A 12,401-nucleotide genomic window follows, 5' to 3' on the forward strand; every position below is an offset into this window, starting at 1 on the left:
CCGCTTCCGTGGCAGACCGTGCGGCCATGTCCGACCCTGGCAAAGTCGAGAATAAGGAAGCGAGGCCGTCTCGCTTGGACGAGGCACGCCGGTTGATCGAGGAATATGCCGCCGAACTCCGAGAAGTCATCCAGAAGCTCCGCCGCAAGATGAATTAGAGCCGCTGCCAAGGCGCGAGACCCCCTCGTGCAAGCGCCGCGGTGCTTCTCATACCGCCGTAAGTCTGCGCGACGTGTACAGTGAATGCGAGCATCATGTGATCGATGAAGAGTTGGTTGATCTCAGCGGGCCTACCCAGCGCTTGCAGGAGCGACCCACCAATATGACGGATGACCGCGTCGTCATGGCCGCCGCCGAGCCGCGAGGGAAGCTCACCAACGCGCGGTGCGGCTGACAGCTCAGAGATGCCGTCGAGTGATGTACGCGAAAGGTAGAAATGAAGGGAGTGGAAGGGCTTATCGATGACGAAGCGAGGATCCTTCTTCATATCGTAGAAGTACGCTGCGCCCGAGCGGACATCGGTCCGGACGGACATACCACGCTGCCAAATCTTGCAGTTGGGGAAATCGTTGAGTGCAAGGGTTACAACATAGGCATCTGCAAGACCCATCTCGCCGGATGGGCGAGACACAGCAGCATCGACGCGGGTTTCAGTGACAGCAATCTCCGCGTTGCGCAGCGAACGCGTGATCAGCGAGACCGGTTCATGCTCCATGTGCATGAACCGCTTCACAGTCGGACCGTAGAAGCCTATTTGTGCCATATGGACCAGCTCGTCTGCAGAATTTGGCGTAGCAGATTTCAGCGGAGCCGGACGCCAATCTACGGATCCCAGTGCGGGGGTCTACACTAGCAATGGCGTCCAAAGTGGTTCTCGCAATTTCTTGAACTGGGCCCGTTGTTGACATCAACTAGCTCTGCGTCGACGTCGTCTTCCGCGCGTAAAGCCGACGCGACAATTTAGAAGCATCTCGGCTCTCGTGCTCTACGCGCAGCGCGGCGCCCCTTAGGACGCCGCGACGTTCACCTTCACGGAGACGGGCAGGGGAAGACGCAGCCCCCGGGCCAATGCCCGGCGTCTCGACGCCGGCTGTCTTTCCGGCAGCTTTCCGAACTGGGAGAGGGCTTGCATCATAGCGCATCTGACGGCTGGCTCGATCCTTGCGCAAATGAACCAGCAGAGCAGGACAAGCATGCCCAACGCGATCCATAGGGCCGAGGTGGCATCCAGGCCTGAAACGACCAGGGCGCGGATGATCGCCGTGCCAATGACGTTGTGGGTCAGATAGAGCGGATAGGCGATCAGCCCGAGCGTTCTCGAATAGGCCGGTGCTTCAGGCGAAGCGGTGCCAGCCGAGCGCCTGCTCCGGTTCGCGGCAATTGCAATGAGGAGCACCGCAGCCGCCCAGACCATGATCGGCACAAGGGCCGATTGATCCGAGATGGCGGGAATGGACGTCAAAAAGAAAGAAGCAAAGAAGTAGATCTCCGCGGCGCCCGAAAGACACGTGACGGCAACCGCTACCTGTTCGAGCGCCGTCAATTGCCTGTTCGCGGAGATGAACAGCCAGATCCCCAGCGCAAAGAAGCAGCCATGCGTCAACAGGAATGCCGCGCACGGCACCCGGAACATCAGAATAACCAGATAAGGCAGGTCGGACGGCGTCGTGCAGGACAGTACGAGCAGCGCGACGGCGTTGAAGATTGCGCTGTAGACGGTGAGACCCCAGGCCAGGTGTCGCAGGGTGATTGTCTTCGTGAGCATCGCGCAAAACACGAGTCCATAGAACGCCGTCTCGGCTGCCAGCGTCCAGTAGACCTCGTCAAGCCATTGACCTGTGACCCCCTTGGGGACCATCAGCATGGCGTGGATGTAGGGCAGAATGAATTCGGATGCCGGTCCGCTCCCGAAGACAAGCAGAACGAGCAAGGTCGCGGTGGCGCACACCCAGACGGCCGGATAAAGCCTGAGCGCGCGACCGAGAAGAAACGCGGCCGGTGAAGATTGGCTCGCGGAATTCGCGATGACGTAACCGGAGATGACAAAGAAGATTTCAACGCCGACCCAGCCGAACCATGTGAAGGGCGCGGCGGACGGGTAAAGAACATCGGCGGCGACGTAGTGCTCGAAGCCCGGGACGCCAATCGAAACCCAGGCCCAGGACCAGAACATCTGGTGAAAAATGGCGACTCCGAGAGCGGTCCCGAAGCGCAGCGGATCCAGCAGGGGCAAATGGCTCTTCACGGGAATGGACCAATGTCATGCAACGATCCCGCTGGAGATATTGAATCCTTTCACTGGGCTCTTTGAGGTGGGTCACACTTGCTCCGCCGCCGTCGGTCGCCCGGCCGGGATCAGCTGCTTGCAACCCCGGGCAGAACAATTGCATCAATTCCGCTCATTGATCGAACTCGGTCAGTTTCGCTCGATCTCGCAACAAGATTTGTCGCTGGGACTGCCCGATGAAGCTGAGAATGTCGCGATCCCTGAGCTCCGACAGGGCACGTGACACCGTCTCCAGCGTCAGCCCCAGATAGTCGGCGATGTCGCGGCGGTTCATGGGGAGGCTCATGACCCCCGCCGCAGTCAAGCGGACGTCCATTTCGATCAGGAAAGCCGCGACTTTCTCGATTGCCGTTTTCCTCCCGAGCAGCAGCATGTGAGTTTCGGCATGTTGAAGGCTGCCCGTGACGAGCCTGAGGATGTTGTTCGTCGCGGTCGCATCGCCACGTTCCTGCTCGACGACATTCTGGCGCTCGGTCAGGCGAACAGTCGTTTCGACGATTGCTTCGGCGGTAAACCGGTGAACTGCACCGTTCTCGACGCCGAAGATGTCACCCGGCAGATGAAAGGCCATGATCGATCTGCCGCCGACCGTCAGCCAACAATTTATAGCTTCGAACCGCTCCGCTCTTGACCTGGTAGAGGTATTCGGTCGGCTCCGCCTCTCCAAAGATCTCGGTGCCGCGCCGATATTTGAATTCACTGCAAAACACGGCGTGGCCGGCGAGCGCATTCAATTCGCTCGAGCTTGGCCGATGAGGTGCAGCTTGTTGCTTTCTTACGAGCATTCGTTCCTCCCCCGCGTTTCAGCGGAACCTGGCTAAGGCTATGGGAAAAACCGGCAAGCACTGTTGCGGGAGATCAAATTTGATGTGGTGAGCGCAGCGGTAGGGGAGCAAGGCGAAAAGGAAAAAGCCGCCAGCTTTGGGGGCGCTGGCGGCTTGTTGGTGGGGACGTAGCGGTGGGATTGCTACGTGCTGTCCTGTTTAGCGATCTGCCGGCAGATATTGTTGATCTCAGTCAAAGCGCTCGTGGCCCGGACGCAGCGCAGCGTCACTTCGACGATGTGCTGCAGAGCGGGGGCCCATGTGTCCGCATCGCGCGTGGGACTTTCCGGGTCCAAAATGAAACGGGGCCCGAAAGGGCCCCGAAGTATTCAACGTTCCGCGATCTTGCTTGATCTGCTTACTTGATCTTGGCTTCGCGGAATTCGACGTGCTTGCGCGCGACGGGGTCGTACTTCTTCTTGACCAGCTTGTCGGTCATGGTGCGCGAATTCTTCTTGGCGACGTAGTAGAAGCCGGTGTCGGCCGAGGACACGAGCTTGACCTTGATGGTGACCGCTTTGGCCATGTTCAGAACCTCAGAAATGAAGGGAATCTGGAGCCGGCCAAACGGCCCGCGTTGGCCGGCAACCTAGCCAGAAACCGCCTGATGTCAAGGTTTTAGGGCCGGAAAACCACCCAAATCGGGCCCATTACGCCTCGAAGAACCGGTTTTTTGGCCGCGGCAGGCCCAGATTCTCCCTCAAAGTAGCCCCTTCATACTCTTTCCGGAAAATCCCGCGCCGCTGCAGCTCCGGGACCACCTTGTCGACGAAATCGTCGAGGCCGGCGGGCAGGAACGGGAACATGATGTTGAAGCCGTCGGAGCCGCGGCCGACCAGCCATTCCTCCATCTGGTCGGCGATGGTCCTTGCGGTCCCGACGAAGGACAGGCCGCCATAACCGCCGACGCGCTGGGCGAGCTGGCGCACCGTGAGTTTTTCGCGCGCGGCGAGGTCGACCATGCGCTGGCGACCGCTCTTGCTGGCGTTGGTCTCGGGGATTTCGGGGAGAGGGCCATCGGGATCGAAGCCCGAGGCATCGGTGCCGAGGATGACCGAGAGCGAGGCGATGGCGCTGTCGTAGTGCACGCGGCCGTCTAGCAGCGCGCGCTTATCCCTGGCCTCGTCGACGCTGTCGCCGACCACGACGAAGGCGCCGGGCAGAATCTTGAGGTGCTCGGGGTCGCGGCCGACCTTCTCCATGCGGCCCTTGATGTCGGCATAGAGTTTCTGGCTGTCGGCAAGGCTGCCGCCGCCGGTGAACACGGCTTCCGCCGTCTCCGCCGCAAGCTGCCGGCCGTCCTCGGAGGCGCCGGCCTGCACGATCACCGGCCAGCCCTGCACGGGGCGGGCGATGTTGAGAGGGCCGCGGACCTTGAGATATTTGCCGTGGTGGTCGAGCGTGTGCATTTTCGAAGGATCGAAGAACAGGCCGCTTTCGACGTCGCGCACGAAGGCATCATCGGCGAAGGAATCCCACAGGCCCGTGACGACGTCGTAGAACTCGCGGGCGCGCTTGTAGCGCTCGGCGTGCTCCATGTGGTCGTCGAGGCCGAAATTCAGCGCCGCGTCCGGATTGGATGTGGTGACGATGTTCCAGCCCGCCCGGCCGCCGCTGAGATGGTCGAGCGAGGCGAAGCGCCGCGCGACGTGATAGGGCTCGTCGAACGTGGTCGAGCCCGTCGCGATCAGGCCGATGCGCTCGGTGACGGCCGAGAGCGCCGACAGCAGCGTGAACGGCTCAAATGAAGTGACGGTGTGGCTGCGCTTGAGCGCGTTGACCGGCATGTTCAGCACGGCGAGGTGATCGGCCATGAAGAAGGCGTCGAACTTGCCGGCCTCGAGCTTCCGGATCAGCGTTTTGATGTGTCCAAAGTTGAAATTGGCGTCCGGCCAGGCGCCGGGATAGCGCCAGGCGCCGGTGTGGATGCTGATCGGGCGCATGAACGCGCCGAGCTTGAGTTGCCGTTGTGCCATCGCGCCCTGGTCCGTTTTGTGTGACGTTCGGGAAGACATAGGCACGCCGGGGAACTCCGCCATTGGGGGAGGCGGGAGGAATTTTTTGTTTTTCGCGATCAGCTCAGCACAATCGCGTCATTCCGCGGCGCCGAGTGACGGTGCGGGAGAAGGCTTATCGAACCAATCCGCCGCCGGCGCCGACCAAGCCAAGACCTTCGCTTCCAAGGAGACTCTTGATGGCCGGCGCAATGAGCGTGGACGGCGGAATCGTCCGCATCGACCGGCCCATGCCCTGGATCGGCCGGCTGCTGTCGCTGCCGCTGCTGGCGGCGAGCGGCTATCTGCTGTGGAATGTCGCGCTCGGCCTGCGCCAGGATTTTTCCGGCTTCGGCCGGCTCGCCGACGATCTCGTGCCGGTGCTGGTGTTCACCGGCCTCGGGCTGCTCGTCGGCATCCCCGGCCTGATCCTGCTGACCTTCCGCACCTTCGTCGTGCTCAACGAGACGCTGCGCCAGATCATCATCACCCGGCAGTTCGGCCCGCTGAACATCCGCAGGCAGCGCAGTCTCGCCGACTATCATTTCATCAGCATCACCGACGACTGTGATGCGGATCTGACGACCTATGACGTCAATCTCTGCGGCAACAAGGGCACCGAGCCGATCACGCTTCAGAGTTTTACGAGGCGGGAGCAGGCGGACCAGCTCGCAAGCGAGATCGGCCGCGTCCTCAAACTGCCGGCGCGCGACTATGTCGGCACCGAGCCCGACGCCGATTGATCAGCTCAAAATATCCTTCTGCATCTTGCCGCCGTAGAAATGGAAGAACGGCACGGGTGCATCGTGGCCGAGCGGGCCGGTGGCCAGGCGCGTGTCGAGCTCGTTGAGGACGTTGCGCGTCATCGGATGCAGATCGGCGAGCGGCTTCGAGCCGAGCTCGACCCACACCAGCTCGACCAGCTCGGCGTCGGCATGGATCACGCCGTCGACGCTGTGGGCGATCGCGGAGGCGTCCGCCGTGAAGAAGCGGGTGTCGAACCGCTTGACGCGGCCGGGCGGGGTGATCGCGCGCGCGATCAGGAACAGGCTGGAGGGATCGGGCAGCAGACCCGCATCCGCAAACGGCTTCCAGGGGCCCTCGAGCCTGGGCGCCTTGCCCTCGGCCTTGCGCCCGAGGCAGAGACCGGTCTCCTCGCAGGCCTCGCGGATCGCGGCAATGGCGAGCGATTTGGCGCGCGAGGGCGGCGTCTTCGGGCTGCCCTTGGCGAGATTGGCTTCCAACTCGGACGTGATGGGGGCGGCACAGGGCACGCGATAGTCGTCCTTGTCGACGCGGCCACCGGGGAAGACGAACTTTCCGGGCATGAACACCACCTTGTCGTGGCGCTTGCCGACCAGGACTTTTGGAATGGCGCTGCTGCGATCGACCAGGATCAGCGTCGCCGCATCCTTCGGGCGGAAATAGGGATGGTGGTCGGCTTCCTTGCCCTCGTGGATCTTTGCCTTTTCCGCCTGCGCCGTATCCGTCATGTCCTCACCCAAACCGCTTCTTGCTTATTGCTTACACCGGCGGAATACCATCCGGAGGGTTGTCGTCAAAGCCGTGCATGCGCAGAGCCCATTGCAATCCGACCACGGCTCCCTTGACCGGCTGGAGCAACGCGAGCGAGGCCAGGAACGTAAAGGGCAGATAGGCCGCAAAGCTGATCCAGACCGGCGTGGTGTAATTTGTCTCGATCCAGAGGATGCTGGGCACCACGATGTGGCCGACGATGACGATGACGAGATAGGCGGGCAGGTCGTCGGCGCGGTGCGGCGTGAAATCGAGGCCGCAAGCCGAGCAATTGTCCGCCGTCTTCAGGAAGGCGCGGAACAGCTTTCCCTCGCCGCAGCGCGGGCAGCGGCCGCGAAAGCCGCGTTTCATCGCCGTCCAGAGGTCGCGCTTCTCGACGAGGCCGGTCTCGCGGGTCCATATCTTCGGCGCCGTGCTCATCGTCACCATGCCTTGCCTTTCTGTCCCTTGCCTTTTCCCCTGGGCTTCTTGCCCTTGCCGGGCTTCTTCGGCTTCGCCGCCTTGTGCTTCTTCGCCGGGCTGCGTCCGGGCTGCGCCTTGAACGAGGGGCGGCGTTGCGGGCCGGATGGCCTGCGGCCCCGCGGCGCGGTCTCGCCGGTCGACGATAGCAGCTCGAAGCGCAGCGCGCCTGCGATGGGAGCGGCCTCGATCAGGCGGACGTCGACGACGTCGCCGAGCTGATGCATGGTGCCGCTGCGCGTGCCGACCAGGGCGTGGCGGCCCTCGTCATAGTTGAAATATTCCGTGCCGAGGGATCGGATCGGGATCAATCCGTCGGCGCCGGTCTCGGCCAGCTTGACGAACAGGCCGGCGCGCGTGACGCCGGAGACGCGGCCCTGGAAGCTCGAGCCGATGCGGTCGGCGAGATGATGGGCGATCAGGCGGTCGACGGTCTCGCGCTCGGCCTTCATCGCGCGCCGCTCGGTCACCGAGATGTGGGCGGCGACTTCGCTCAGGGTTTCCGGCGTCTCGCTGTCGGGCAGGGCGCCTTCGCCGAGCCCGAGCGCGCGGACCAGCGCGCGATGCACGACGAGGTCGGCGTAGCGGCGGATCGGCGAGGTGAAATGCGCGTAGCGGCGCAGGTTCAGGCCGAAATGACCGTAATTCTCTGAGGAATATTCGGCCTGCGCCTGGGCGCGCAGCACCACTTCGCTCACCAGCGGGAAGTGGTCGTGGCCTTCGAGCTGCGCCAGTACGCGGTTGAACAGCGCCGGGCGCAGCGCGCCGCTCTTGGCGAAGGGAACATCGAGCGTCTGCAGAAATTCCGCCAGCGCGTGGACCTTCTCCAGCGTCGGCTCGTCATGCACGCGGTAGATCAGCGGCAGCGACTTCTTCTCGAGCATCTCCGCCGCCGCGACATTGGCGAGGATCATGAACTCCTCGATCAGCTTGTGCGCATCGAGCCGGTCGGGGACGACGACGCGATCGACCGTGCCGTCGCTCTTGAGCAGGATCTTGCGCTCGGGCAGATCGAGATTGAGCGGATCGCGCTCGTCGCGGGCGCGCTTGACGCAGGCATAGGCGGCGTAGAGCGGCCGCAGGATCGGATCGAGCAGGGGGCCGGTGGTGTCGTCAGGCCTTCCGTCGATCGCGGCCTGTGCCTGGGCGTAGCTCAGCTTCGCCGCCGAGCGCATCAGGATGCGATGGAAGCTGTGGGAGCGCTTGCGGCCGTCCGGGCCGATCACCATCCGCACCGCGAGCGCGCCGCGCGGCTCGCCCGGGACCAGCGAGCAGAGATTGTTGGAGATGCGCTCCGGCAGCATCGGCACGACGCGGTCGGGGAAATAGACCGAATTGCCGCGGTCGAGCGCATCGCGGTCGAGCGCGGTGCCGGGGCGCACATAGAAGCTCACATCGGCGATCGCGACGTTGACGATGAAGCCGCCCTTGTTGTTCGGATCAGGGTCGGGCTGCGCATGCACAGCGTCGTCATGATCTTTGGCGTCCGGCGGATCGATGGTGAGAAGCGGGACGTCGCGCCAGTCCTCGCGCCCCTTCAGGTTCGCAGGCTCCGCCGCTTCGGCTTCGTGCTCCGCCGCGGGACGGAATTGCAGCGGGATGTCGTGGGCGTAGATCGCGATCAGGCTGATCGCCTTCTCGGACTTGACCGAGCCGAGTTTCTCCTTCACGCGGCCGGAGGCGAGGCCAAATCCGCGCGAGCGGATGATGTCGACGCTGACGAGGTCGCCGTCCTGCGCGCCGTGCGTCTCGGCCGGGGCGATGTTCAGCTCGCGGTCGGCAGACTTCTTGTCGACCGGGACCAGCCGTCCGCCGCCTTCGGGCAGGCTGCGGAACACGCCGAGGATGCGGCTCCTGGTCTTGTCGAAGACCTTGATGATGTGGCCGCGATAGGCGGGGCCTTCTGCCTCGTCGGAGCGCTCGACGCGCAGCAGCACGCGGTCGCCGCTTCCGGCCGCGGTGCCGGGCTTCGGCCGGCGCGGCAGAACGATGAGGATCTTTGGCGGTTCGCCGCTTTCGACCTCGTCCCATTCGGTGGGGGAGGCGATCAACTCGCCGTCGGCGTCGCGGCCGGTGATGTCGGCGACCAGCGTCGGCGGCAGGCTGTCCGGCTCCGAGACCTTGTGGCGTTTCTTCTTGATGGTTCCGTCATCGGCGAGCTCGCGCAGCATGCGCTTGAGCTCGACGCGATCGGCGTTCTTCAGGCCGAACTCGCGCGCAATTTCGCGGGTCCCGACGTTTCCGTGGTTTGCCTTGATGAAGGCGACGATGGCGCTCCTGTCGGGAAAGCCATGGTCATTCTTGCGTTTCACTTAACCTCTAATTCTTGATCTAAGTCTTGCCGGCACTTTTCTTGGCCGGAGTATTTGCAGGATTCTTGGTGGCGGCGGCCTTGGTCGGCGACGTCTTGGCGGTCGACGACACGGCGGCGCGCGCCTTGCTGGTGGATTCGGATTTGGCCGCGGCTTTCTTTGCGGCCGGTTTCTTTGGCTTTGGCGCGGCATCATCGCCGTCCGCGGCCTTCTCCGCAGCCTTCTTGGCCTTGGCCGGCTTGGCCGCTTTCTTCGCCTTGGGTTTTCCGCCGCCCTTGGCCGCGCGCTCGTCGATCAGCGCGATCGCCTGCGGCAGCGTGACGGTGTCCTTTTCGAACTCGGCCGGGATCGTCGCGTTGACGCCGCCGGCCGTGACATAGGCGCCGTAGCGGCCGCTCTTCACGGTGACGGTGCCAAGCGTCGGATGATCGCCGATCGCCTTGCCCGGGTCGGCGCCGAAGCGGCGGCTCGGGCCCTTGGCGACCTTCTCGGCGATCAGCGTGACCGCGCGGTTGAGGCCGATGTCGAACACCTCGTCGCCGGCCTCCAGGCTGGCGTAGGTCTTCTCGTGCTTCACGAACGGACCGAAGCGGCCGAGACCCGCGGTGATCGGCTCACCGGTCTCCGGATGCTTGCCGATCTCGCGCGGCAGCGACAACAGCTTCAGCGCGAGCTCGAGCTCGACATCGCCCGGAGAAGTGCCCTTCGGAATGCCTGCGCGCTTGGGCTTCTCGCCTTCCTCGTAGTCCTTGGGCTCGCCGAGCTGGATATAGGGCCCGAAGCGGCCGGCCTTGACCCAGACATCGCGACCAGTCTCGGGGTCCTGGCCGAGCGAACGATCGGCGCTCGCCTCACCGTCGGCGGCAAGCTGACGGGTGTAACGGCATTCCGGATAGTTCGAGCAGCCGACGAAGGCGCCGAACTTGCCGGCCTTGAGATTGAGCCGGCCGTTGCCGCAGCTCGGGCACTGCCTGATGTCGCCGCCATCGGTGCGCGGCGGATAGATGTGCTGCCCCAGCATGTCGTCGAGCACGTCCAGCACCTGCGCGACGCGCAGATCCTTGATCTCGTCGACGGCGCCGATGAAGCCGGTCCAGAAGTCCTTCAGAACCTGCTGCCAGGAGATCTCGTTGTTGGAGATGCGGTCGAGCTGCTCTTCGAGATTGGCGGTGAAGTCGTATTCGACGTAGCGGCTGAAGAAGCTTTCGAGGAACGCGACCACGACGCGGCCCTTGTCCTCGCCGTGCAGGCGCTTCTTCTCCAGCTTGACGTAACCTCGGTCCTTCAGGACCTGGAGGATCGAGGCATAGGTCGAGGGCCGGCCGATGCCGAGCTCTTCCATGCGCTTGACCAGCGAGGCTTCGGAGAAGCGCGGCGGCGGCTCGGTGAAATGCTGGGTGACGGCGAGCGACTGGCGCTTCAATGCGTCGTTCGGGCTCATCGCGGGCAGGCGGCGGGAATCCTCGTCCTCCTCGTCGTCGCGGCCCTCCTGGTAGAGCGCGAGGAAGCCGTCGAACTTGACGACCTGCCCGGTGGCGCGCAGCTCCAGCGTGCGGCCGCCCACTTTCGCCGTGATGTCGACGGTGGTGCGTTCGAGCTCGGCAGATTCCATCTGGCTCGCGATGGTGCGCTTCCAGATCAGCTCATAGAGCCTGGCCTGATCGGCATCGAGCTTGCGGCTCATGCTGTCGGGGCGGCGGGACATGTCGGTCGGGCGGATCGCTTCGTGCGCTTCCTGCGCGTTCTTGGCCTTGGCCTGGTACTGGCGGGGGGCTTCCGGCACGTAGGCGTTGCCGTAATCCTCGCCGATCACCTTGCGCGCCTGGGTGATCGCGGACGGATCGATCTGCACGCCGTCGGTACGCATATAAGTAATGAGTCCGGTGGTCTCGCCGCCGATGTCGATGCCTTCATAGAGGCGCTGGGCGATGCGCATCGTGTGGGCCGGCGCAAAGCCGTATTTGCGGCTGGCTTCCTGCTGCAGCGTCGAGGTGGTGAAGGGCGCCTGCGGATTGCGCCGGGCCGGCTTGGCGTCGACCGCGGTCACCGCGTAGCTGGCTGCTTCCAGCGCCTTCTTGAAGTCCTCGGCTTCCGCGCCGGTGCCGATGTCGAGACGCTGGATCTTCTTGCCGTCGGCGCCGACGAGACGCGCCTCGAAGGCGTCGCCGCGTGGCGTCAGCAGGGTCGCGATCAGCGACCAGTATTCGCGAGCGACGAACTTCTCGATCTCGAGTTCGCGGTCGCAGACCAGCCGCAGCGCCACCGACTGCACGCGGCCGGCCGAGCGGGCGCCCGGCAGCTTGCGCCACAGCACGGGGGAGAGGGTGAAGCCGACCAGATAATCCAGCGCGCGGCGCGCCATATAGGCGTCAACCAGCGCGCCGTCGATCTGGCGCGGATTCTTCATCGCGTCCGTGACCGCCTGCTTGGTGATGGCGTTGAACACCACGCGCTCGATCTTCTGATCCTTCAGCGCGCGCTTTTCCTTCAACACCTCCAGCACGTGCCAGGAGATGGCCTCGCCCTCGCGATCAGGGTCGGTGGCGAGAATCAGGCGATCGGCGCCCTTCAGGGATTTGGCGATATCGTTGAGCCGGCCGGCCGCCTTGGGGTCGATCTCCCAGATCATCTTGAAATTGGCGTCGGGATCGACGGAGCCGTTCTTCGCCGGCAAGTCCCGGACATGGCCGAACGAGGCCAGAACCTCGTAGGACGAGCCCAAATACTTGTTGATCGTCTTGGCTTTCGCCGGCGACTCCACAATGACGATATTCATGTAGTTCCAGTAACTTATGGGAAAATTTGGGGCCGAATTCGAAGGGATTCGGGTCGGCCCTTTCGTCCCGAACATGGGTGGTGAGGCCCTCGCTGTCAAATCGAAGGGTGTTGAAGGCCCTCCCGATGGGAAAAGTTTCATATCGAGAAAGTTGCAAAATACCACCTTGGAGTTGCGGCCGATGTAGGCGTAATGTTTCCTTGGGGCATGGAT

At 63.7% G+C, this 12,401-nt stretch carries 9 protein-coding genes and 1 pseudogene; 1 reads left to right on the forward strand and 9 read right to left on the reverse strand.

What is annotated here, in order from left to right:
* Nucleotides 1-154 precede the first annotated feature (154 nt).
* From OC450_RS32250 to OC450_RS32270, 5 genes and pseudogenes are all read right to left on the reverse strand, one after another.
* The gene (locus OC450_RS32250) at nucleotides 155-763 is read right to left on the reverse strand and encodes a hypothetical protein (RefSeq protein ID WP_256807101.1); all 609 of its coding nucleotides are present in this window, start codon (nucleotides 761-763) and stop codon (nucleotides 155-157) included.
* A gap of 243 nt (nucleotides 764-1,006) precedes the next feature.
* A complete protein-coding gene (locus OC450_RS32255; protein WP_262049358.1) occupies nucleotides 1,007-2,245 on the reverse strand; it encodes an acyltransferase family protein in 1,239 nt (412 codons plus the stop codon).
* A gap of 154 nt (nucleotides 2,246-2,399) precedes the next feature.
* Nucleotides 2,400-3,072: pseudogene (locus OC450_RS32260) on the reverse strand (helix-turn-helix domain-containing protein).
* A gap of 397 nt (nucleotides 3,073-3,469) precedes the next feature.
* A complete protein-coding gene (rpmG, locus tag OC450_RS32265; protein WP_007603295.1) occupies nucleotides 3,470-3,637 on the reverse strand; it encodes a 50S ribosomal protein L33 in 168 nt (55 codons plus the stop codon).
* Nucleotides 3,638-3,761: 124 nt separating this feature from the next.
* Nucleotides 3,762-5,087: an LLM class flavin-dependent oxidoreductase gene (locus tag OC450_RS32270; protein ID WP_262049359.1), complete on the reverse strand. Its 1,326-nt coding sequence runs from the start codon at nucleotides 5,085-5,087 to the stop codon at nucleotides 3,762-3,764.
* 218 nt (nucleotides 5,088-5,305) lie between these two features.
* Between OC450_RS32270 and OC450_RS32275 the strand changes: the two genes are divergently transcribed.
* Nucleotides 5,306-5,848 carry a hypothetical protein gene (locus OC450_RS32275; RefSeq protein WP_211385863.1) on the forward strand — a complete coding sequence of 181 codons (543 nt, stop codon included), beginning with the start codon at nucleotides 5,306-5,308 and terminating at the stop codon, nucleotides 5,846-5,848.
* Here the strand turns inward: OC450_RS32275 and OC450_RS32280 are convergent, their stop codons facing one another.
* Genes OC450_RS32280 through topA form a run of 4 tightly spaced genes read right to left on the reverse strand, consistent with a single transcriptional unit; the run spans nucleotide 5,849 to nucleotide 12,188 of the window.
* Nucleotides 5,849-6,598 carry an NUDIX hydrolase gene (locus OC450_RS32280; RefSeq protein ID WP_211385864.1) on the reverse strand — a complete coding sequence of 250 codons (750 nt, stop codon included), beginning with the start codon at nucleotides 6,596-6,598 and terminating at the stop codon, nucleotides 5,849-5,851.
* 31 nt (nucleotides 6,599-6,629) lie between these two features.
* Nucleotides 6,630-7,070 carry a DUF983 domain-containing protein gene (locus OC450_RS32285; protein ID WP_211385865.1) on the reverse strand — a complete coding sequence of 147 codons (441 nt, stop codon included), beginning with the start codon at nucleotides 7,068-7,070 and terminating at the stop codon, nucleotides 6,630-6,632.
* On the reverse strand, nucleotides 7,064-9,412 hold the full coding sequence (rnr, locus tag OC450_RS32290) for a ribonuclease R (protein WP_262049360.1): 2,349 nt from the start codon (nucleotides 9,410-9,412) through the stop codon (nucleotides 7,064-7,066). The genes OC450_RS32285 and rnr overlap by 7 nt, the downstream gene beginning before the upstream one ends.
* A gap of 19 nt (nucleotides 9,413-9,431) precedes the next feature.
* The gene (gene topA / locus OC450_RS32295; protein ID WP_262049361.1) at nucleotides 9,432-12,188 is read right to left on the reverse strand and encodes a type I DNA topoisomerase; all 2,757 of its coding nucleotides are present in this window, start codon (nucleotides 12,186-12,188) and stop codon (nucleotides 9,432-9,434) included.
* Nucleotides 12,189-12,401 lie beyond the last annotated feature (213 nt).

Origin of the sequence: Bradyrhizobium sp. Bra78 (assembly GCF_024519855.1) — a bacterium.
GTDB classification, from domain to species: domain Bacteria; phylum Pseudomonadota; class Alphaproteobacteria; order Rhizobiales; family Xanthobacteraceae; genus Bradyrhizobium; species Bradyrhizobium japonicum_G.

Excerpts from the sequence above, each read along its gene's own strand:
- OC450_RS32250 (WP_256807101.1), bottom strand. The coding sequence starts at position 763 with ATGGCACAAATAGGCTTCTACGGTCCGACTGTGAAGCGGTTCATGCAC.
- rpmG (WP_007603295.1), bottom strand. The coding sequence starts at position 3,637 with ATGGCCAAAGCGGTCACCATCAAGGTCAAGCTCGTGTCCTCGGCCGAC.
- OC450_RS32270 (WP_262049359.1), bottom strand. The coding sequence starts at position 5,087 with ATGGCACAACGGCAACTCAAGCTCGGCGCGTTCATGCGCCCGATCAGC.
- OC450_RS32275 (WP_211385863.1), top strand. The coding sequence starts at position 5,306 with ATGGCCGGCGCAATGAGCGTGGACGGCGGAATCGTCCGCATCGACCGG.
- OC450_RS32280 (WP_211385864.1), bottom strand. The coding sequence starts at position 6,598 with ATGACGGATACGGCGCAGGCGGAAAAGGCAAAGATCCACGAGGGCAAG.
- OC450_RS32285 (WP_211385865.1), bottom strand. The coding sequence starts at position 7,070 with ATGGTGACGATGAGCACGGCGCCGAAGATATGGACCCGCGAGACCGGC.
- topA (WP_262049361.1), bottom strand. The coding sequence starts at position 12,188 with ATGAATATCGTCATTGTGGAGTCGCCGGCGAAAGCCAAGACGATCAAC.